The organism is Kribbella sp. HUAS MG21, assembly GCF_040254265.1.
Lineage (GTDB): Bacteria > Actinomycetota > Actinomycetes > Propionibacteriales > Kribbellaceae > Kribbella.
Map to the genome: position 1 here is coordinate 2802469 of NZ_CP158165.1, position 19801 is coordinate 2822269.

The window sequence follows — 19801 nt, forward strand, 5'->3', positions numbered from 1 at the left end:
GTGAGGCGACGGCGGGGGCGGTTGAGCCGCCGCGCAGAATGGGGGCATGCATGTGCGTGCGCCGGAGTTGCGGGGTCGTGGGTGGTTGAACACGGGTGGGCGGGAGCTGGCGTTGGCCGACTTCCGGGGACGCTTTCTCCTCCTCGATTTTTGGACCTTCTGCTGTATCAACTGCCTGCACGTGCTGGACGAGCTGCGGCCGTTGGAGGAGAAGTACGGCGACGCGCTGGTGATCGTCGGTGTGCATTCGCCGAAGTTCGCGCACGAGGGTGAGGAAGCCGCGGTCCGGGCCGCGGTCGAGCGGTACGAGGTCGGGCATCCGGTGCTGGACGACCCGGAGCTGGTCACCTGGCAGAACTACACCGCCCGCGCTTGGCCGACCCTCGTGCTCGTCGACCCGAACGGCTACATCGTCGCGCAGTACTCCGGGGAAGGGCACCTGCACGCCCTGGACGCGCTGCTGACCGAGCTGGTGGCCGAGCACGAGGCGGCGGGCACGCTGACCCGCGGCAAGTCGCCGTACGTCGCGCCCGAGCCCGAGCCGACCGACCTGCGGTTCCCGGCGAAGGTGGCTGCGGTGGACAACGGGTTCCTCGTCGCGGACGCCGGCAACCACAGCATCGTCGAGCTCGCGGCCGACGCGACGACCGTCGTACGGCGGATCGGCACCGGCGCGCGTGGATTCGCCGACGGCCCGGCGTCCGAGGCGAGCTTCTCCGAGCCGAACGGTCTCGTCGTGCTACCGGACGAGGTCGCGCGCGAGGTCGGATACGACGTCGTGGTCGCGGACACCGTCAACCACGCGCTGCGCGGGATCTCACTGGCGACCGGCGACGTACGAACGCTCGCCGGCACGGGCAAGCAGTGGATGGACGGTGACGGGACCGACGTCCTGAGTTCGCCCTGGGATGTGGCGTGGTGGGGCGGCAAGGTGTGGATCGCCATGGCCGGCGTCCACCAGCTGTGGACGTTCGACCCGTTCACCGGCGTGACCGAGATCGCGGCCGGGACGACCAACGAAGGGTTGAAGGACGGGCCGCTCGGCGAGGCGTGGTTCGCGCAGACCAGCGGGCTCGCGGCGGACGGCGACCGGTTGTGGCTCGCGGACTCGGAGATCTCCGCGCTGCGCTGGATCGACACCGACGTACACACCGCCGTCGGCACCGGGCTGTTCGACTTCGGGCTCCGCGACGGCAAGGCCAGTGAGGCGCTGCTGCAGCACCCGCTCGGCGTGACCGTGCTGCCGGACGGCTCGATCGCGATCGCGGACACCTACAACGGCGCGGTCCGCCGGTACGACCGAACCACCGAGAGCGTCGAGACGATGGCGACCGGACTCGCCGAGCCCAGCGGTGCCGTTGTCGTGGGCAACGAACTGCTCGTGGTCGAGTCCGCCGCGCACCGGCTGACCCGGATCCCGCTGGGCGCCTCCGCCGTCGCGGACGAGTTCAGCACCCGCGCGCAGCGGCCGCCGATGGATCTGGCCGCCGGCGAGGTGACGCTCGAGGTCGTCTTCACGCCGCCGCCCGGCCAGAAGCTCGACGACCGCTACGGGCCGTCGACGCGGCTGCTGGTCTCGTCCACCCCCGACACCCTGCTCCGCGAGGGCGCCGGTGACTCCACCGACCTGGTACGACGCCTCGTCATCGACCCGCACGCCGGTTCCGGAGTACTGCACGTGGCGGTTCAGGCCGCTTCCTGTGACGACTCCGCCGAGGTGGAGTTCCCCGCCTGCCACATGCACCGTCAGGACTGGGGCGTTCCGGTCCAGATCACCCCGGACGGCCCCGACCGCCTCGAACTGGTGCTCTCCGGCGGGCGGTAGTGCCTGTTTGGCATCGGGGTACCGGGGAGGTGGCGTAGTCAGACAGTCACGGCCCGGGAGGCGAGGACCTCGATGAGCATTGGTGTGGGGATCTTCTTGATGGTGGTGGGCGCCGTCTTCGCGTTCGCCGTTCGGGACAGCTGGGACGCCGTCAACCTGCAGGTCGTCGGCTACATCCTGCTCCTCGCCGGTATCGCCGGCATCGTGCTCTCCTTCTACATCACCAACCGCCGTCGCCGGGTGGAAACCGACGCGATCGACCCGGCGGTCGAGGAGGAGTACCGCGTGGTGGAGGAGAACCACCGCAACATCCGGGAGTGAGCAGCCAGGTCCTCTACTCCCGGTGGAGCTCGATGTTGCCGGACGTGGTGGTCGCGGTCAGTGTGTGACTGCCGGTCTCGGCGTTGCCGAGCTCGTTCTCGACCTCACCGTGCTTGGTGTCGGTGCTGACCTTGTAGTCGCCGCCGGGCGCGGTGATCTCGATGTCGCCGCTGGTGCCCTTGGCGCGGACGTCGGCGGGCTCGCTGACGGTCACCTCGATGTCGCCGGAGGTGGTCTCGACGTCGGTCGCGCCCCGGACGCCCGTCGCCTCGATGTCGCCGGAGTTCGCCCGGACCCGGAGCTTGCCGGCCAGGCCGTCCACCGAGATGTCGCCTGAGGTGACGTCGAGGTTCACGTCGCCGTCCACGTCGCGGAGCTGCACCTCGCCGGAGCGGGACTTCGCGTCGACCCCGCCGACACCGGTCAGGTCGAGGTCGCCGCTGCCGTTCTCGCCGGTGACCTTCGTGCCGCGCGGCACGGTCACCTCGAAGTCGGCGGTGCACTGCCAGCCGCAGTCGCCGTCCAGCTTCAGTACGCCGTTCTCGACGGAGTACGCCTCGCCGCGCTTGAAGAACCAGAACTTGCGCTTCTCCTGCACGGTCGTCCGGTCGTCGTCGGACACCCGGATCGTGACGTCGGCGCTGGCGGCCGCGAGCTGGACCGTGGTGATCTTGTCGTCGATCGTCTGCTTGTCGTCGGACTGCCGGTCGCCGAACTGCCAGAACGCCAGCCCGGCCGCCGCGACCAGCAGGACCACTCCGAGCTGCTTGTTCTCCGCCATCGTCCGCCTCTTCTCGAGCCCACCCACGTTGTCGCAACGACAGTAGGCTCCGAGGCGCCGCCGCAGGATCCGGCAGATCCCCCGAGGCATCCCTGAGCCGTGCTCAGGGGACGCCCTGTCAGCGGCTCAGCTCGCCCCTGGAGACGGCGCCGGCCAGGTCGTCGCCGGTGGTGCCGAAGAAGGTCCGCGCCCAGAGCGAGTCGTCGTGCCAGTACGGCCCGTCCTTCCCGGGCAGCGAGGCCGGTGCGGAGTTGCGCTTGAGCGCCTGCCGGCACTCGTTGCACAACGGCAGCGTCAGCGTGGTGCCGTCGGACTCCACCTTGGTCGGCTTCCCCGACGAACGCCCGTGCAGCGGGTTGAACGCACACAGGTCGGGTACGGCGTCCACCTTCCGATCGGCGGCGACCGCGACCGCGGCGTCGTACTCCCGGCGGGCCTTGTCCAGCAGCACCATCGCGCCGACCAGGTCGACGAGGTCCGGTGCGGCATCGAGCACCTTCGACGCGGCGGCGTGGCCGTCGAGCGCGGCCTGCTGATGCTGGTGCACCAGGCCCGCGCCCGATGTCGCCGGGAGCGCGGCGAGCTGCGAGCCCAGTGTGGTGAGCTCGGCGGTCGTCTCCCGGGTCAGGCGCCGGCGCCGCTCGGCCGCGACTGTCGCGGCCACGTGCGGCGGGATCCGGAACGTCTTCCGCGACCCGGAACCGCGCATCCGCCCGATCACCAGCCCGAGCCCGACCAGGACGACGAGCCCGCCGACGATCGACGCCACGACGATCCCCCCGTTGTTCTCCGGGTCGAGCACGGGCGAGGCACTACCCGAGCGCTTCGACGTCTTCGGAATCCCCGGCTGCGCGAGCAGCTCGTACATCCGGGCCAGTACCTCGGTCGGTCCCGCGTCGTACCCGGTGTCCTCGAGCGCGCGGGTCCGCGACGCGGCGAGCTTCTCCTCGGTGACCTGCGAGACGTTCCTCGCCTCGTACCACGGGAAGCGGCTCCCGCCGTCGACCACGACGTACAACCCCGGCCGCTTGAGCGCGTCCATCACGAGGGTCAGCACGTTCTGCTCCTGGCCCTGGAACTCGTCGCTCGGCGTCAGCGGCAGCACCATCGTGTAGACCGGGTAGCCGAGCGCGCCCGCCTTCTTCTTGACGTCCGCCCGCAGGTTGGCCGGTACGGCGGTCTGGTACGCCGGGTCGAGGTACAGCGGGTCCTTGGCCAGCGCGGTCGCGATCTCGCGCGCCCGCTCGGCCGGTGTCCGCGTCGTACCGGCGTTCGCCGGAGCGGCGACCAGCAGTGTCAGCACCGCGGCCAGGCAGGTGAGCAGGATCCGGGCTTTCACGCTCGTCCTTTCTTCCGTGCGCCGGCTTGTGCCGCCACGACCAATACGATGACGCCCAGGAGCGCGCCGCAGATCAGGCCGATGAAGACGCCGCCGGCGGCGTGCCCGATCGCGGTGCCGACGGTGAACCGCTCGGGCTCCCGCGGCGCCGAGTCCTCCGGGTCGGGCGGCAACGGCTCCGTCCGGGCGGGCTCGGGCGTGCTGTACCTCGTCTCCTTCACACCGTCGAGGTACTTCGTGAGCTGCCGGCTGAGCGGCTCGTCGTGCTTACCGTAGGTCCAGCTCGGCGTGGACACACCGAGCTGATGCGCGACGCCGTCCGTCCGGGAGCCGTCCATCACGACGTAGAGCCCCGGCTTGCCGTTCGCAGCCGCCAGCCGGCCCGCGAGCAACTCGGTGTCGCCCTTCTCCGGGAACCACTCGCCGGTCGGTACGACGGCGACGAACACCGGCACCTCCGCTCCGGAGATCACCCGCAGCGTCTCGGCGCTGTCGGTGACCGGTACGAAGTCCGGATCGACGTACAGCGGCAGGTTCGCCCAGGCCGCGACCGCCGCGGTAATCCGCGGATCGGCCGGCGGCGCCGCCGACGCGGTCCCGGTGAGCGCGAAGACCGTTGCTACCAGCAACAGGACGAGCCGCCTCATCGGACCTCGTCCTTCCGCGCGGTGATCCGCTCGGGCAGATCGTCGGAGAGCGCGCCGAAACCGCTGGCGACCATCGGGCTGTCCTCCGGGTCGAGGGTCCAGTACGGCACCGCCTTGCGGCCGCGCAGCCCGGACCTGGCCTGGACGCGCAGTCCACGCGGCGTCCTGCCCCGCCGTACGGCGGTCGCGCACGACTTGCAGGCCGGCACCTCGACATCGTCCGACCAGTCGACCGTGACGGTGCCGGGCTGATGCGTCGGGTCGAAGAAGCACGGCGGCTGCAGCGCGGCACCGGAGGCGACCCGCTCGGCCTGCCGGGCGAGCACGAACGCGCCGGCCAGGGCGAGTACGTCGTCCGGCTGGTCCGCGCGCACCGTCCGGGCCGCGTCGAGCCGGCGGTAGGCGTCGTCGCGCTGGTCCAGCTGCGCGGTCGACTTGTTCCGACGCCGGTCCAGGCGCGCCAGGGACTGTTCGGCCTGCTTGATCCGGCCGTCCGCGAGCCGCCGTACGACCGACGCCTCCACCGGCGGCTTGTCGTCGGTCCGGCCCTTCGCGCCCCGCCGCCGGTTCCGCAGCGCGCCCACCACGAACAGCCCGAACGTGAGCACGCCGCCGATGACGGCACCGACGAACGTCGCCCGGTCCTTCTTGTCGCTCACCGACAGGCCGCCGTGCCGGCCGCCGCCCCGGTCCGGCTCCAGGTCGGATGCCGGGACGGGCGGCAGCGCGCGGCCGTCGTACGCCGTCGACCCCTGCTGGATCGTGCGGACGATCTGCGGCGCCGGGCGGTCCGACACGACGTCCAGGCGCTGCTTGTCGTCGGTCCGGACGCCGGCGAGGCTGCGGCCGCGGAGGCCCGCGGGGCGGTAGAGCTGCGCGGTCGTGGTCCAGTAGGTGCCGTCCACGATCGCGACCACGTACAGCCCCGGCTCGCCGATCCGCGCGTGCACCAGGGTCGGCAGGTCCGACCGGTTCCCCCGCAGGTACGGCGTCTGCGGCACGAGCGCGACGTACACGGGCAGGCCGGCGGTGCGCGCCGCGCTCCGGATCCGGTCCAGTTCGGCCGCCGGGATCGCCGCGCGCATCCGCTCGTCGACGTACAGGCGGTCGGTGCGCCAGGCCGCCGCGATCCGGTCCGGCAGCTCAGGGGTGGCGGCGCGCGCCGGGAGGGCGGGAAGGAACGCGAGAGCCGCGAGCAGGGCGGTGAGGAATCGGACGCGCATCGCGGACAGCGTACGACGACCGGGGCTGAGCACGTTGACACGGACGCAGGCACGCATGTGGCGGTTCCCACCCCCGGAGTTGGACACGACCCTGGCCCGGACAGGGGAGACCGAGCCAGGGTCGCGGTGTTTCAGGGCAGAAACGTTGCTACACCGTCACGCTCCGCAACAGGGCAGATCGTGGGGCAACCTGGGGCAGATCGGCGAAATCATGCCCCGGATCCCGGCCTCCGGCTCGACCCGCGCAAGTGGCCGAGCCGGAGGAGCTGGGAGTCAGAAAGCGCTCTCCGGGAGGTCCATCACGTCGAGATCGGTGAGCTCGGCCTTGACCCGCTCGGCCCGCACCGACGGCATCGTGGACCGCACGAACCACTGTGCCGCGGCCACCTTCCCGGCGTAAAAGTCCTGGTCAGCGGCGGAAAGCTCGCCGCCGAGCTTCTCCAGCGCGACCTCGGCCTGGCGCAGCATCAGCCACGAGCAGACCACGTCGCCGAGGACGAACAGCAGCCGCGAGGTGTTCAGCCCGACCCTGTAGACGTTCCGCGGGTCGCCGTTCTCCGCCTGAGGGTTGCTGGCCATCAGGGCCTGCCCCATGATGCCCAGGATCTTCTGCGTGTCCTCGAGGCCCTTGGCGAGCAGTCCGCGCTCCTCCTTGAGGCGGCCGTTGCCGGCCTCGGAGGCGACGAACGCCTGCACCTGCTCGGCGAGGTGGCCGAGCGCCTTGCCCTGGTCCTTGATGATCTTCCGGAAGAACAGGTCCTGGCCCTGGATCGCGGTCGTGCCCTCGTAGAGCGTGTCGATCTTCGCGTCCCGGACGTACTGCTCGATCGGGTAGTCCTGCAGGAAGCCGGAGCCGCCGAACGTCTGCAGCGACTCGGTGCCGAGCAGCGTCCAGGACTTCTCCGAGCCGTAGCCCTTCACCAGCGGCAGCAGCAGGTCGTTCACCCGCTCGGCGAGGTCGTCGTGCTCCCCGGCGTACCGCGCCTGCTCGGCGCGGTCCTGGTACGTCGCCGTGAACAGCACCAGCGCCCGGAGCGCCTCGGCGTACGACTTCTGCGTCATCAGCGAACGCCGTACGTCGGGGTGATGGGTGATCGTCACCCGCGGCGCGTCCTTGGCCGGGTTGGTCAGGTCGGCGCCCTGGACCCGCTCCTTCGCGTACTCGAGCGCGTTCAGGTAGCCGGTCGACAGCGTCGCGATCGCCTTGGTGCCGACCATCATCCGCGCGTACTCGATCACCTGGAACATCTGCGCGATGCCGTCGTGCACCTCGCCGAGCAGCCAGCCCTTCGCCGGGATGCCGTCGCCGAAGGTGACCTCGCAGGTTGTGGACACCTTGATGCCCATCTTCTTCTCGACGTTCGTGACGAAGGCGCCGTTGCGCTCACCGGTCAGCTCGCCGGTCTCGAGGTCGAAGTGGTACTTCGGAACCACGAACAGGCTCAGGCCCTTCGTGCCCGGGCCGCCGACGCCCTCGATGCCCTGCGGGCGGGCCAGCACCAGGTGCACGATGTTCTCGGTCAGGTCGTGCTCGCCCGAGGTGATGAAGCGCTTGACGCCCTCGATGTGCCAGCTGCCGTCCTCCTGCAGCGTGGCCTTGGTGCGGCCCGCGCCGACGTCGGAGCCGGCGTCCGGCTCGGTCAGCACCATGGTGGCGCCCCAGCCGCGCTCGATGATGTGGTGCGCGATCTTCTGGTCCCGCTCGGTGCCGTTGCGCCAGAGCACGTGCGCGAAGTTCGGGCCGGCGGCGTACATGTGCACCGGCGGGTTGGCGCCCAGCACCAGCTCGGCCGCGGCCCAGCGCAGCGACGGCGGGGTCGGCTGGCCGCCCAGCTCGGCGGGGAGCTCGAGCTTGAACCACTCGGCGTCCATGTAGGCGTGGTAGCTCTTCTTGAACGCCTCCGGCATCCGGACCTCGTGGGCCTCGGGGTCGAAGACCGGCGGGTTCCGGTCGGCCTCCGCGAACGACTCGGCCAGCTCGTGCTTGGCCAGCCGGTCGATCTCCGCGAGCACCTCGCGGGCGGTGTCGACGTCCATCTCGGCGTACGGCCCCTGACCGAGCACGTCGGCTCGGCCCAGCACCTCGAGCAGGTTGAACTCGATGTCCCGCAGGTTCGACTTGTAGTGGCTCACGAAAGCTCCCTTACTCACGAGTAACTTAAGTATATACCCGTCGGTAATGAAGGCAAAGGGAGTTAGCTGTCACTCGTGACCAGGCTGATATACGAGACGCACGCGACCACGACCGACAACGAGCAGGAGATCGCGACGGGATGGTTGCCGGGGGAGCTGTCCGCGCGGGGTCGCGCGGAGGCTCGTGAGCTGGGGCAGCGGCGGGGCGGGGTCGACGTCGTCTTCAGTTCGGATCTGCGGCGCGCGGTGCAGACCGTCGAACTGGCCGGGATCCAGGCGCCGCACTTCCAGGACTGGCGGCTGCGGGAGTGCGACTACGGCGAGCTGAACGGGCTCCCGCGGGAGCGGCAGGGGGCGCGGGCGCAGTACGTCGAGCGGCCGTTCCCCGGTGGGCAGAGCTACGTCGACGTCCTGGAACTGACCCGCGCGTTCCTCGAGGACGTCAAGCGCTGGTACGCCGACCGCGTGGTGCTCGTCGTCGCACACTCGGCGAACCGATGGTGCCTGGAACACCTGCTGGGCAGTCGCGCACCACTGGAGGATTTGGTTGCCGATGGCGTCAACTGGCAGCCCGGCTGGGAGTACGAGCTGTAGACCCCCTGGAAACCTACGATGTCGCGAAGGCAAACGCGACGTAGGAGGCGGCTATGGCTTGGGGTAGGGCGAAGGACGATCTGGCGGGCGACAAGGCACTGAACGACCAGCGGCGGTTCGGCAAGGTCGTCGACCGGCTCGAGACCAACGGCCAGACCGCGGCCGCGAAGAACGTCACGAAGGGCGCCGGCCGCGGGGACTCGCCCGAGGAGCTGCGCAGGCGCGTGGACGACGCCAAGAAGAACCGGGGCGGTCAGGAGCGTTAGGCGAAGGGGATGGCCGGCAGTGCGCCGGCCATCCCTTTGTTTTCAGGGCTTGTAGACCGTCGCGCTGCCGTAGAGCTTCTGGGTGAAGGCGCTCATGTACGACGCCGTGTTGGCCGACGTGAGGTTGTACGTCAGGAAGACCCCGTAGCCCTCGTTGACGGTGCGTTGTGCCAGCGATGCCGCCGTACTCGAGCTGGTGGCCGTGTAGGACACCGCCGCCGGGGAGAGCCGGGACTTGTCGCTCGGGCCGCTCGGGACCGCCCAGGTGCCGTAGTACGGGTTCCAGGCGTAGTCGAAGGTGTTCGCGATGCTTTGGCCGTTGTAGCTGAGACGTTCGGACGCGGGGCCGATGTCGTAGAGCGTGATGAGCTTGTTCGGCAGCTTCGCGCGCAGGGCCTGCACCAGGTAGACGAACGAGAAGTCGTTCGGCTGGCCGGTGCCGTTGTTGCCGTACTCGGCGTACTCGTCGTCGAAGTCGATGCCGTCCAGGCCGTACTGGTTCACGGCGTCCGCGAGCTGCTGGGCGAACGCGTCCGCGGCCGCCTGGTTCGGGAAGTTCGCGAAGCCGGCGCCCTGGTGGTTGCCGAGGATCGACAGCAGGACCTTGATGCCCTTCTGCTGCAGCGGGCGGACCTGCGTCGCGACGTTGTTCAGGACGTTGGTGACCTGGTCGTTGAAGTGCAGGTACGCGTTGGTGCCGTCGTAGTTGATGTTCGCCGCGAAGATCAGCGCGATGTCGATCACCTGCGCGCCGCTGGTCGCCAGCGTGTACCTGCCGGCGTTCAGCATGCTCTCGTTGTTGACCTCGATGTACGCGACGGTGATCGGGCCGTTCTTGGCCCGCGGCCGGCGCTTGCCGGCGGCTTCGGCGGGCAGCGCGACGCCGGTGGCGGCCGCCGCACTCCCGGCGGCCAGGGCTGACAACAGGGTCCTTCGCTTCATGAGCTGATCGACTCCTCATCAACAGGTGGGCGGTCGCCGCACCGATCAGATAAACCGGTTTAGCGGATGCTAATCATCGAGCCGTCGCGGACGTGGTGTCAAGAGGTGGCGCGCGGGGTCGCGGATCGGTTAGTCATGGACCAAGATGGTGTTCGGGGGTGGGAAAAAGTTACGGAAGAGGAGCGGATGAGCAGCGCTACCGAGGTCAGGACCCGCCGGTCGTTGGTGGCGGGAACCGTCGGGAACTTCGTCGAGTGGTACGAGTTCGGGGCCTACGGGTTCTTCGCGACCGTCATCGCCGCGAACTTCTTCAGCAGTACGGCGACCAGTGACGCCGAGAGCCTGATCAAGACGTACGCCTCGTTCGCGCTGGCGTTCTTCTTCCGGCCGATCGGGGCCGCGGTGTTCGGACGGGTCGGCGACCGGATCGGGCGGCGGCCGACGTTGATCCTGGTGCTGCTACTGATGACGCTGTCCACCACGCTGATCGGGCTGCTGCCGACGTACGCGACCGTAGGTGCGGCCGCGCCGTGGCTGCTGACCCTGGTGCGCGCGCTGCAGGGGCTGTCGGCGGGCGGTGAGTTCGGCGGCGCGGTGTCGATCATGACCGAGTTCGCGCCGCGCACGAAGCGCGGTCTGTACGGCGCTTGGCAGTCGTTCACCGTCGCGCTCGGGCTGCTCGCGGGCGCGGGTCTCGCCGCGATCCTCGCGACCGTGTTGAGCAAGGAAGCGTTGACGGACTGGGGCTGGCGGGTGCCGTTCCTGGTCGCGTTGCCGCTCGGTCTGGTGGCGCTGTGGCTGCGGTTGAAGCTCGACGAGACGCCGAGCTTCACGCGGGTCCAGGAGGAGCCGCGGCCGGCCGGCGCCGGTGAGGTCGCGAAGGCGATCGCGCTCGGCATCGGCCGCCTGATGGGCTGGTCGGCGGCCGGCTACACGTTCCTCGTGGTGATGCCGTCGTACCTGCAGGCGACGCTGAACGCGACGTTCCAGCAGGCGCTGGTCGCGACCGTGCTCGCGAACGCCGGCTTCGCGGTCTCGATCCTCCCGGCCGGCTGGCTGAGCGACCGGATCGGGCGGCGCCCGGTGATGGTGGCCGGCGCGGCGCTGGTCGTCGTACTGGCGTTCCCGCTGATGAACCTGCTGCAGGACAAGGAGTCGGGGAACGCGGCCAAGGGGCTCGCGGTGTTCGTGGCCGGGTTCGTCGTGGGACTGATGGCAGGGCCGGGACCGGCGATGCTCGCGGAGATGTTCCCGACCCGCGCGCGGTACACAGGCCTCGGCCTGGCGTACTCGTTGTCGAACGCGGTGTTCTCCGGCTCGGCGGGGCTGATCATCACCGAGCTCATCAAGCGGACCAAGAACGTCGACATCCCGGCCTGGTACGTGGTGGTCACGTGCGCGGTGAGTGTGATCGCATTGCTCACACTGCGGGGTGACGACTACCGACGGGAGTTGCGGGACTGACATGCGAGTGATCGGCCTGATGTCCGGGACGTCGTACGACGCCATCGACGCCGCCGCCGCGGATCTGCGGCTGGACGGGGACCAGTTGGTGCTGACGCCGCTGGGCATGCTGAGTCAGCCGTACCCCGACGAGCTGCGGGCGGCGGTCGCGGCCGCACTGCCGCCGGCGCCCGCGAGCATGGAGCAGGTGTGCCGGCTCGACACCGGGATCGGGCAGGCGTTCGCGGCCGTCGCCCAGCAGGCGATCGAGCAGCTGTGCGGCGGGTACGCGGACCTGATCGTGTCGCACGGGCAGACGATGTTCCACTGGGTCGATGGCGGGTCGGTGCGCGGTACGTTGCAGCTCGGTCAGCCGGCCTGGATCGCGGAGGCCACCAGCGTACCGGTCGTGTCCGACCTGCGGGCGCGCGACGTCGCGGCCGGAGGCCAGGGGGCGCCGCTGGTCAGCATCATCGACGTGCTGTGGCTGCGCGGGCGTCCCGGCGTACCGGTGGCGCTGAATCTCGGCGGGATCGCGAACATCACCGTCGTACACGGCGAACCGGTTGCCTTCGACACCGGTCCGGCGAACGCGCTGATCGACGCGGTCGTGACGGACCTGACCGGGCGACCGTTCGACGCGGACGGGGTGATGGCGGCGCGCGGGCAAGTGCACGAGGAGCTGCTCGCGCGGCTGCTGGCCGAGCCGTACTACGGACGCCCGGCGCCGAAGTCGACGGGCAAGGAGCTGTTCAACCTCTCGTACGTCGCGCGCGCGATGGAGGGCCTGCCCGAGATCCCGGCCGAGGACCTGGTCGCCACGGTGACCACGCTGACCGCGCGGACGGTCGCGGACGCCGTACGGCGGTACGGCGGGACCGAGGTGGTCGCGTCGGGTGGCGGCATCCGGAACCCGGTGCTGATGCACCTGCTCGCGGACGAGCTGGAGATTCCGGTCCGGACCACCGACGAGCTGGGCGTGCCGTCGGCGGCGAAGGAGGCCTACGCGTTCGCGATCCTCGGGTTCCTCACCGTGCACGGCCTGGGCGGTACGGTCCCGAGCTGCACCGGCGCCCGGCACTCCAGCGTGCTCGGCTCGGTCACCCCCGGTCTCAGCGGTCTGCCCACGATCACCGGCGAAGCGCGCCCTCCAGTGCGCCTCGTGGTCGACTGACCGCACACTATTCCTGTGACGAGGTTGTTCGTGGTGACCGGGGCGCCCGGTTCGGGGAAGTCGACGGTCGTGCCGGAGCTGGTCCGGCTGAGTCCGGGGAACCTGGTCGTGATGGACATGGACGAGCTGCTGGACGACAACGGCCGGCTGCTCGGGATCGACATCGCGAGCCCGACCGCGGAGCCGATCTGGCCGGCGTACAACGGCCTGTGGTTGCGGATCACCGAGCTGATCCGGCGGTCCGGGATCCCGGTGCTGCTGCTGACGCCGGGGTTGCCGAGCCAGCTGCCCGAGGGCCGGTGGCTGCACCTCGACTGCGCGGACGCCGTACGGCGGAAGCGGCTGGCGCAACGGGGCTGGGCGGAGGACCAGATCGCGGAGGCGCTGGCGGACGCGGCGGAGATCCGCAAGCTCGTGCCCAGGTCGGTGCGCGGGGACGTCGCGCCGGAGCGGTGCGCGAAGAGCATCCTCGAGTGGCTGCGCGGCGAGCGGTTCGGCAAGACGCTGAGCCTGTGGGGCCGGTTCCGCAGTTGACCTTCGAGTTGCTGCAAGGGTCAGGGTCGGCCGCATGAGGTTGACGATCAGTGAGTTCGCCCGGCGGGTGGGGCTGGCGCCGAGTGCCCTGCGGTTCTACGACGACTGCGGCCTGCTCCCGCCGGCCGAGGTCGACGCGACGAACGGCTACCGGTACTACGACCCGTCCCAGGCCGACCGCGCGCGCCTGCTGCGCGACCTGCGCGAGATCGACCTCCCGCTCCCCGAGGTGCGCGTCGCCCTGGACGCGCCGGCCGCGGAGGTCGCCGAGCTCGTCCGCTCGCACCTCCGCACGCTGGAGGCCAAGTCCACCGCGACCAGGACCGCGGCCACCCGCCTGCTCACCCACCTGCTCTCGCAGCAGACAACAGCCTTACTGGGCGGTCCCGAACTGGCCAGTGCCATTCGCCAAGTCACGCCCACTGCGGCAACCGACGCTGACGCGGGGGAGTTCGCGGCGGCGTTGAGTTGTGTGCTGGTCGAGTTGTCGGCGGACGAGATCACCTTTGTGGCGACCGATCGTTACCGGTTGGCGGTGCGGACGGTGCGGCCTCTGGAGTTCGGTGGGGCCCGTGGGCGGGTGCTCGTACGGGCTGACGAGCTGGCCGGGCTGACTCGGTGGGTCGCGGCGGCTGACGTGGTGCGGGTGGAGGTGGACGGCGGGCTGACGCTCGTGCGCGGCGACGAGTCGCGCGTGCTGCGGGTGGTGGACGCGGAGTATCCGGCGTACGAGCAGATCCTGGACGGGCTGACGCCGCCGGCCTGCCGGGTGGTAGTGGACCGGGTGGCGCTGCTGGACGCGCTCGCCGGGCGGGATGTTGTTGCCCTGGACATCGATGCGGAGAGCTTGCGGATCGGCGACGAGGTGAAGCTCGACGCGATCGGGACCGGGGCGGTGCGGATCGGGTTCACCGCGAGCCTGCTGGCCGCGGCGCTCGAGGCGAGTGTCGGGCCGGACGTGCTGCTCGAGATCGGCGAGCCCGCGCGGCCGGTCGTCGTGCGGTCGGCGGACCAAGGCACCTTCACCACGCTCGTGATGCCCGTCCGGCTGGACGGGTGAACCGGTCGTACTACGGCTGGCTGGCAGGCTCCACACTCTCGGTTCTCGGCGACACGGTCCTGTTCTTCGCGCTCGGCTGGGCCGCGACGGGCATCGGGCCGCAGGTTGCCGCGCTCGTGCTGACCGGGTTCACGCTGCCGCGCGCCGTACTGCTCCTGCTCGGCGGCGTCCTCGGCGACCGCGTCGGCCCGCGGCGCCTGCTGCTCGGGTGTAGTGCGGTCGTCGGTGGCTGCTGCTTCCTGCTGGCCGCCGTGGTCGGCGTTCGCGGAGTCTCGACGGGCGTACTGCTCGCCGCGGCGATCGTCGTCGGCACTGTGGATGCCTTTGCGTTGCCTGCGGCCGGTGTCCTGCCGCGGCTGTTCGTCTCCGACGATCAGTTGCCTAGAGCAATGGCTCTGCGAACATCGGCCACTCAGCTCGTGACGCTGGCCGGAGGTCCGCTCAGCGGAGTGCTGGTCGCGACTGTCGGGCTGGTCGGGGCGCTCATGGTCGACGGCGCCACGTTCGCGGTCCAGTTCGTCGTACTGCTCCTGCTCAGACCGCCGTACGACGTACCGCCGCCGGCCGAGCGCCCCTCTATGGTCCGGTCGGCGCTCGACGGGCTGCGGGTCGCGGCCGCCGAACCGGTACTCCGGCGGATCCTGCTCGTGGTCGCACTGGTGGCCGCCTTCGTGCTGCCGGTGACCTCGCTGTGCGTCCCGCTGCTCGCGCGATCGCAGGGCTGGTCGGCCGGCCAGGCAGGTTTCGTTGTCGCAGGCAACGTGTGCGGCGGGTTGCTGGTGACGGTCCTGGTCGCGCGCTTCGGCACCTTCGACCGCGCCGGAACCGCGGGCGGCCTCGGCTGCCTCGTGGCAGCACTGGGCATCGCCGCCCTGACCTTCGCGCCATCCGTCCCAGTAGCCGTCGCCGCGACCGTAGTCCAAGGCGTAGGCATAGGCCTCTTCACCGCACACCTGGCCCCAGCCTTCGTCCGCAGTACCCCGAAATCCCACCTGACCCGCCTGCAGTCGCTCCTGTCGTTCGCCCAGACTGTCCCCCTGATCGCCTCCACCAACCTCCTCGCCACCCTTGACCTCCACCACGCCCTCCCTCTGGCCGCCACCGCAACCGCCCTGGCCGGCTTGATCCTGCTGCGAACCTGAACTCGATTTCGCATCTCTGGAGTTGTAAGACGATTGGTCTTACACTCGTGCCATGGCCGACACCATCACCATTCGTACCGACGCGGAGACCGAGCATGCCCTCGCGGTGCTGACGCACGACGGCAGTTCGCGCTCGGCCGTGATCCGCCAGGCGGTGCTCGAGGCGGCTCTGCGCCGCGAGCGCGCCGCGGAGATGCGGCGGGCGGTGCTGCGGATGCCGATCGGGGAGCCGGACGGCGTCGACGTCGGCGCCGAGCTCTCCCGGGAGCGGGACGGCGAGCACTGGTGATCTATCTCGACTCGGCCGCCGTCGTGAAGCTTGTCCATGCGGAGAAGGAGTCCCCTGCGCTGCGTGATTGGCTCGACGAGCGGGCCGAGACGTCGTGGGTGAGCTCGGTGCTGGCGGAGATCGAGTCGTTCCGCGCCCTCGCGCGGCATGCTCCGGAAGCAGTGGTCAGGCTGCCTCGGGTCCTCGATCTCATCGACCTCCGTGAACTGGATGCCGGCACCCGGATCCTGGCGCAGACCGTCCGTCCGGCAATGGTGCGGAGCCTGGACGCGATTCACCTGGCGACCGCGCTGCGCATCAACCCGCTGACCTCGTTCGTCACCTATGACAAGCGCCTCGCCGATGCGGCCGCGTCAGCAGGTCTCACGGTGGACATGCCGTCCTGAGTGGCCATCGACACTCTTGACAGCATGTTGTCGTAATGACAACATGTTGTCTATGAGGACAGCGTATGTAGCGGTGTACGAGACGATGGCGGACTGGGAGATCGGGCATCTGACGGTGGAGCTGCGGACGGGCAGGTTCACCGGGGTGCCGTGGTCGGTGGTGACGGTGGGGGAGTCGCTGGAGCCGGTGGTGAGTATGGGTGGGTTGCGGGTGGTGCCGGATGTGACGATCGCGGATGTGGCGCCGGACGAGGGCGATCTGCTGGTGCTGGCCGGGTCGGCGCACTGGGACGAAGGGGGCGGCGAGGCGTTCGCGAAGCTGGCGGGGCAGTTCCTGGATGCCGGCGTACCGGTGGCGGCGATCTGCGGGGCGACGGCGGGGCTGGCGCGGGCCGGGGTGCTCGACGGGCGGCAGCACACGAGCGCGGCCAAGGAGTACCTGCAGGCGACCGGCTACCAGGGCGCGGACGGGTACGTCGACGCGCGCGCGGTCGTCGACGGAAACCTGATCACGGCCGGGCCGGACTCGCCGGTGCAGTTCGCGCGGGCGGTGCTGCAGCGGCTCGGGCTCGCGGACGAGCGCAAGCTGGAGGCGTACGAGGGCGTGTTCCATCGCGCCGACCCGGCGGTGTACGCGAATCTGGTCGGATGACCGTTCCACCGCGGGAGGAGTGGCCGAAACCGGCGAAGCAGTCGGAGGGTGGGGTGGTGCTGACGGACGTCGTCCTCGCCACCTTCCGGCTGAACGCGCGGCTGATGGAGGCGGCGCAGGGCCTCGCCGCGCACGGCGGCCTGACGGCGGCTTGGTGGCAGGTGCTCGGCGGCGTCCTCGACGAGCCGCGTTCGGTGGCGGACGTCGGGCGGATCATGGGCGTCAGTCGGCAGGGCGTCCAGCGGATCGCTGACCTGCTGGTCGAGCGTGGCCTCGCGGAGTACCGGCCGAATCCGGCCCACCGCCGGGCCAAGCTGCTCGCGTGTACGGAGGCCGGCTACTGGGCGATCCGGCAGATCTCGATCGCCCAGCACCCGTGGGGCGACGACGTCGCGGCGTCCGTCGACCTCGACGATCTCCGGACGACGCTCGCGACGCTGCAGGCCCTGATCACCAAGCTGGAAGAAGCTTGATCGCGAGACTCCTGCCGTAGGTGTGCCGGGTGGTGAACGTCAGCCGGGTCCCGGCGATCGTGCGCGCCACTCGTACTCCGTCGACGGGAGTCGCGGCCTTCAGGTACTGCGCGGGCAGGTTGAGCGTAACCGTGTCGCGCTGCGTCGTGGGATCGGAGACAGCGACGTGCACGCTTCCGGTCTCGCGACGAACGATCAGTGACGCGGGACCGTCGACGGTCAGCCCCGGAAGGTGGTGGGTGCCCGGGGTGAAGCTGTTGGCGGCGGTCAGGCGCAGGCCCAGGTGTTCGATCGCCTGGAGCCGAGTCGTGTTGGACAGCAGGCGGAGGCGGCCGTGCTGGTACGAGCGCAGCGCCGATTCTGTTGCGTTGGGCACCAATGCGTAGGCGAACGTCCGCGCCGGACCGGCCGGTTGGCTGACGGTCAGCGCGAAGACCTGCTTGGTGACCGCGGTGTCCGGGTTGGACGTCCGGACGACTCTGCGGCTGCGGGTGACGGTCTGGAGATCGACCGAGAGCTGGGTCGGCTGGAGGAAGTGGTACCCGACCGCGACGGAGCCGTTGGTGTAGCGCAGCCACCGCGGGTCGACCGTTCCGGCGCCGCTCCACGGCCCGCCATCCCGTCGTACGCCGGTGATCGTGACAGGGTCGGACGCGCCGGCGATACGGGTGTCCAGTGTGGTCGTCACCGCGCGGTCCGCGTCGCGGACACCGGCCGCGAGGACCACGATCTCGTCATCGAGCAGGAACCACGACTTCGTCGACGACGCGTTCTTGTAGACCACGAAGTCGGGCGGCAGTTCGTCGCGCGAGGCGTACGCGAAGTCGTCGGACTGCACCCAGCCGACCGCGCCGTACGCGCCGAGCGTCGCGCCGCCGGAGTACCCGTTGGTGCCGACCGGGAAGTACACGTAGGTGTTCTGCGACTCCGACGACGGCGTGAAGCCGAGCGCGGGGTTGTCGTAGTACGCCTTCCCGTACAGCTCCGGGATCGTCTTGCGGGTCTCGACCGGCGCGGTGACCCCGGCGAGCGCGTACGGCGACACGGTGGTGAAGTAGTCGATGCCGTACGACTGCGTCTGGTCCTGACCGGCCAGGTACAGGTAGTGCGCGCCGTCGCCCTGGAACCACGGCATCAGGTTCTCGCCGCTCATGTACTCGTACTTGCTGATCCGCTCCGAGTTCCGCGACAGCGCGAACGCGTACCCGGGCCGCCGGTGGACCGTCCGGTCCATCGCGTTGAAGGCCGTCGTACTCGCCGCCGGGTTGAGATCGGCCGGCACGATCGACGGGTCCGCCTTCAGGTCCGCGAACCGCGCGATGCTGACCGGCGACGCGAAGCTGTTCGGGTTGATCGTCGGCTGCGCGGTGAACTTCGCGAACGACTTCAGCCGGGCCGCGTCGGCGCCGGTCGCGTAGTCGGCCAGGTCGACGACCGCCTCCACGATCACCGCGACATCGGCGTACCCGGTGGTGGTCCGGGACACCGCGCGGCCCTTGACGATCTCCATCATCCAGCCCTCGAAGATCAGCGGCGCGAACCCGTGCTCCACCCAACCCTGCACCACGCCGACGAGGTCGTCGCTCTGCGCGTACTCCGTCCCGGCGAGCACCTTGACGGTCTGCACGACGCGGCTGAGCAGGCCCTTGCCGTACGAGCCGGTGTACGCGACCGACGCGTGCTGGATGAACGAGCCGTCCGCGTAGTACCCGTCCGTGACGCCGTGCCGGAGGTTGTACGGGTCGACGGTCGCGAAGACCGTGAACTGGTCCCGCAGCGCCTTCCGGATCCGCGCGTCGTCGTTCAGCAGTGCGCCTTGGAGGATGCGGTTCGCGGTGATGTCGACAAGGTTCGCGCCGGTGTGGAAGCGCGAGTCGAGGTCGACGTCGCCGTCCTTGCCGTTGCGCAGGTACGCGTCCATCGAGGCGACGTACCGGGTGATCAACTCGGCCGGGGCGTCGATCAGCGCGAGCGTCTTGGAGACGAACGTCGAGATGCCGATCTCCCAGGTGAACCAGTTGCCGTAGTACCCCTTCGACTGGTCGCCGTAGTAGGTGTCGTGCAGCCAGCCGAGCTTCTCCGCGATCCGCGCCCGGAGTTGCTCGTTGCCCTGCAGGTCGGAGGCCGGGCCCGGGCGGCGGAAGGCGAGGGCGAGTTCGTACAGGTGCTGGTACGACGCGCTCAGGTTCGGGTCGCTGGTGCCGAGCGGGAGGCCCGCGAAGAGCTCGCCGGTGCCGGCGCGGTCGAGGGCGGCCAGCCAGGTGCGGGCGGTGCTGTCCATCGCGGCGACCTTGGCGGCGACCTCGGGGCGGGCGTTGGATTCCGCCGTACCGGCGTAGATCGCGATCGCGTTGGTGAGCAGCTGGGTCGGTCCGGCGGTCATCAGGTCCTTGGCGGCAGTTGCTGCGGTTGTCGCGTGGGCGGCCGGGGCCGGGTTGACCGCGGCCAGGAGTGCGGTGGCGGGGACAAAGGACAGCAGGTGGCGGCGCGTGAGGTCCACTGGTACTCCCGGGCGGATGGGAAAACCTAACCCGGGGAGTGAACCAGTCGGAACTATCTTTCGGCAACCGCTTGCTG

General features: G+C 70.1%; 20 protein-coding genes. 13 read left to right on the plus strand and 7 right to left on the minus strand.

Annotation, left to right across the window (positions count from 1 at the left end):
- The first annotated feature begins 46 nt into the window (after nt 1–46).
- The gene (locus ABN611_RS13675) at nt 47–1825 is read left to right on the plus strand and encodes an NHL domain-containing thioredoxin family protein (protein ID WP_350280231.1); all 1779 of its coding nucleotides are present in this window, start codon (nt 47–49) and stop codon (nt 1823–1825) included.
- 72 nt (nt 1826–1897) lie between these two features.
- Complete coding sequence (locus tag ABN611_RS13680) at nt 1898–2146, plus strand: DUF6458 family protein (protein ID WP_350280232.1); 249 nt, start codon at nt 1898–1900, stop codon at nt 2144–2146.
- A 13-nt stretch (nt 2147–2159) separates the two neighbouring features.
- Here the strand turns inward: ABN611_RS13680 and ABN611_RS13685 are convergent, their stop codons facing one another.
- The 5 genes from ABN611_RS13685 to ABN611_RS13705 form a co-directional block, all read right to left on the minus strand.
- A complete protein-coding gene (locus ABN611_RS13685; protein ID WP_350280233.1) occupies nt 2160–2927 on the minus strand; it encodes a DUF4097 family beta strand repeat-containing protein in 768 nt (255 codons plus the stop codon).
- Nucleotides 2928–3045: 118 nt separating this feature from the next.
- Nucleotides 3046–4266 carry a hypothetical protein gene (locus tag ABN611_RS13690; protein ID WP_350280234.1) on the minus strand — a complete coding sequence of 407 codons (1221 nt, stop codon included), beginning with the start codon at nt 4264–4266 and terminating at the stop codon, nt 3046–3048.
- A complete protein-coding gene (locus ABN611_RS13695) occupies nt 4263–4913 on the minus strand; it encodes a hypothetical protein (protein WP_350280235.1) in 651 nt (216 codons plus the stop codon). Before ABN611_RS13695 ends, ABN611_RS13690 begins: the two co-directional genes overlap by 4 nt.
- The gene (locus tag ABN611_RS13700) at nt 4910–6136 is read right to left on the minus strand and encodes a hypothetical protein (RefSeq protein ID WP_350280236.1); all 1227 of its coding nucleotides are present in this window, start codon (nt 6134–6136) and stop codon (nt 4910–4912) included. The genes ABN611_RS13695 and ABN611_RS13700 overlap by 4 nt, the downstream gene beginning before the upstream one ends.
- A gap of 273 nt (nt 6137–6409) precedes the next feature.
- Nucleotides 6410–8269, minus strand: coding sequence for an acyl-CoA dehydrogenase (locus ABN611_RS13705; protein ID WP_350280237.1), 1860 nt, complete (start codon nt 8267–8269; stop codon nt 6410–6412).
- A 75-nt stretch (nt 8270–8344) separates the two neighbouring features.
- On the opposite strand from ABN611_RS13705, the gene ABN611_RS13710 reads away from it, so the two are divergent.
- Together ABN611_RS13710 and ABN611_RS13715 are read left to right on the plus strand one after the other, a co-directional pair.
- Nucleotides 8345–8863, plus strand: a complete 519-nt coding sequence (locus ABN611_RS13710) for a histidine phosphatase family protein (protein WP_350280238.1) — start codon at nt 8345–8347, stop codon at nt 8861–8863.
- A 53-nt stretch (nt 8864–8916) separates the two neighbouring features.
- Nucleotides 8917–9129, plus strand: coding sequence for a hypothetical protein (locus ABN611_RS13715; RefSeq protein ID WP_350280239.1), 213 nt, complete (start codon nt 8917–8919; stop codon nt 9127–9129).
- Nucleotides 9130–9171: 42 nt separating this feature from the next.
- On the opposite strand, the gene ABN611_RS13720 is transcribed toward ABN611_RS13715, so the two are convergent.
- Nucleotides 9172–10071: an endo-beta-N-acetylglucosaminidase H gene (locus tag ABN611_RS13720; protein WP_350280240.1), complete on the minus strand. Its 900-nt coding sequence runs from the start codon at nt 10069–10071 to the stop codon at nt 9172–9174.
- A 186-nt stretch (nt 10072–10257) separates the two neighbouring features.
- On the opposite strand from ABN611_RS13720, the gene ABN611_RS13725 reads away from it, so the two are divergent.
- Genes ABN611_RS13725 through ABN611_RS13765 form a run of 9 tightly spaced genes read left to right on the plus strand, consistent with a single transcriptional unit; the run spans nt 10258 to nt 17224 of the window.
- On the plus strand, nt 10258–11535 hold the full coding sequence (locus ABN611_RS13725; RefSeq protein WP_350280241.1) for an MFS transporter: 1278 nt from the start codon (nt 10258–10260) through the stop codon (nt 11533–11535).
- 1 nt (nt 11536) lies between these two features.
- The gene (locus ABN611_RS13730) at nt 11537–12688 is read left to right on the plus strand and encodes an anhydro-N-acetylmuramic acid kinase (protein WP_350280242.1); all 1152 of its coding nucleotides are present in this window, start codon (nt 11537–11539) and stop codon (nt 12686–12688) included.
- A gap of 15 nt (nt 12689–12703) precedes the next feature.
- A complete protein-coding gene (locus ABN611_RS13735; protein WP_350280243.1) occupies nt 12704–13222 on the plus strand; it encodes an AAA family ATPase in 519 nt (172 codons plus the stop codon).
- Between the two features lie 34 nt (nt 13223–13256).
- Nucleotides 13257–14282, plus strand: a complete 1026-nt coding sequence (locus ABN611_RS13740; protein WP_350280244.1) for a MerR family transcriptional regulator — start codon at nt 13257–13259, stop codon at nt 14280–14282.
- Nucleotides 14279–15424: an MFS transporter gene (locus tag ABN611_RS13745; RefSeq protein ID WP_350280245.1), complete on the plus strand. Its 1146-nt coding sequence runs from the start codon at nt 14279–14281 to the stop codon at nt 15422–15424. Before ABN611_RS13740 ends, ABN611_RS13745 begins: the two co-directional genes overlap by 4 nt.
- A 52-nt stretch (nt 15425–15476) precedes the next feature.
- Complete coding sequence (locus tag ABN611_RS13750; RefSeq protein ID WP_350280246.1) at nt 15477–15713, plus strand: hypothetical protein; 237 nt, start codon at nt 15477–15479, stop codon at nt 15711–15713.
- A complete protein-coding gene (locus tag ABN611_RS13755; RefSeq protein WP_350280247.1) occupies nt 15710–16099 on the plus strand; it encodes a type II toxin-antitoxin system VapC family toxin in 390 nt (129 codons plus the stop codon). Before ABN611_RS13750 ends, ABN611_RS13755 begins: the two co-directional genes overlap by 4 nt.
- 52 nt (nt 16100–16151) lie before the next feature.
- Nucleotides 16152–16751 (plus strand): DJ-1/PfpI family protein, encoded by a 600-nt coding sequence (locus tag ABN611_RS13760; protein WP_350280248.1) that lies wholly within the window; start codon nt 16152–16154, stop codon nt 16749–16751.
- Nucleotides 16748–17224, plus strand: a complete 477-nt coding sequence (locus ABN611_RS13765) for a MarR family transcriptional regulator (RefSeq protein WP_350280249.1) — start codon at nt 16748–16750, stop codon at nt 17222–17224. The genes ABN611_RS13760 and ABN611_RS13765 overlap by 4 nt, the downstream gene beginning before the upstream one ends.
- Here ABN611_RS13765 and ABN611_RS13770 read toward each other — a convergent pair.
- A complete protein-coding gene (locus tag ABN611_RS13770; protein WP_350280250.1) occupies nt 17202–19724 on the minus strand; it encodes a polysaccharide lyase family 8 super-sandwich domain-containing protein in 2523 nt (840 codons plus the stop codon). The genes ABN611_RS13765 and ABN611_RS13770 overlap by 23 nt on opposite strands.
- Nucleotides 19725–19801 lie beyond the last annotated feature (77 nt).

What these genes read in the sequence shown, in the direction of transcription:
- ABN611_RS13675 (WP_350280231.1), top strand. Translation starts at nt 47, where the DNA reads ATGCATGTGCGTGCGCCGGAGTTGCGGGGTCGTGGGTGGTTGAACACG.
- ABN611_RS13680 (WP_350280232.1), top strand. Translation starts at nt 1,898, where the DNA reads ATGAGCATTGGTGTGGGGATCTTCTTGATGGTGGTGGGCGCCGTCTTC.
- ABN611_RS13685 (WP_350280233.1), bottom strand. Translation starts at nt 2,927, where the DNA reads ATGGCGGAGAACAAGCAGCTCGGAGTGGTCCTGCTGGTCGCGGCGGCC.
- ABN611_RS13695 (WP_350280235.1), bottom strand. Translation starts at nt 4,913, where the DNA reads ATGAGGCGGCTCGTCCTGTTGCTGGTAGCAACGGTCTTCGCGCTCACC.
- ABN611_RS13700 (WP_350280236.1), bottom strand. Translation starts at nt 6,136, where the DNA reads ATGCGCGTCCGATTCCTCACCGCCCTGCTCGCGGCTCTCGCGTTCCTT.
- ABN611_RS13715 (WP_350280239.1), top strand. Translation starts at nt 8,917, where the DNA reads ATGGCTTGGGGTAGGGCGAAGGACGATCTGGCGGGCGACAAGGCACTG.
- ABN611_RS13720 (WP_350280240.1), bottom strand. Translation starts at nt 10,071, where the DNA reads ATGAAGCGAAGGACCCTGTTGTCAGCCCTGGCCGCCGGGAGTGCGGCG.
- ABN611_RS13725 (WP_350280241.1), top strand. Translation starts at nt 10,258, where the DNA reads ATGAGCAGCGCTACCGAGGTCAGGACCCGCCGGTCGTTGGTGGCGGGA.
- ABN611_RS13730 (WP_350280242.1), top strand. Translation starts at nt 11,537, where the DNA reads ATGCGAGTGATCGGCCTGATGTCCGGGACGTCGTACGACGCCATCGAC.
- ABN611_RS13740 (WP_350280244.1), top strand. Translation starts at nt 13,257, where the DNA reads ATGAGGTTGACGATCAGTGAGTTCGCCCGGCGGGTGGGGCTGGCGCCG.
- ABN611_RS13750 (WP_350280246.1), top strand. Translation starts at nt 15,477, where the DNA reads ATGGCCGACACCATCACCATTCGTACCGACGCGGAGACCGAGCATGCC.
- ABN611_RS13760 (WP_350280248.1), top strand. Translation starts at nt 16,152, where the DNA reads ATGAGGACAGCGTATGTAGCGGTGTACGAGACGATGGCGGACTGGGAG.
- ABN611_RS13765 (WP_350280249.1), top strand. Translation starts at nt 16,748, where the DNA reads ATGACCGTTCCACCGCGGGAGGAGTGGCCGAAACCGGCGAAGCAGTCG.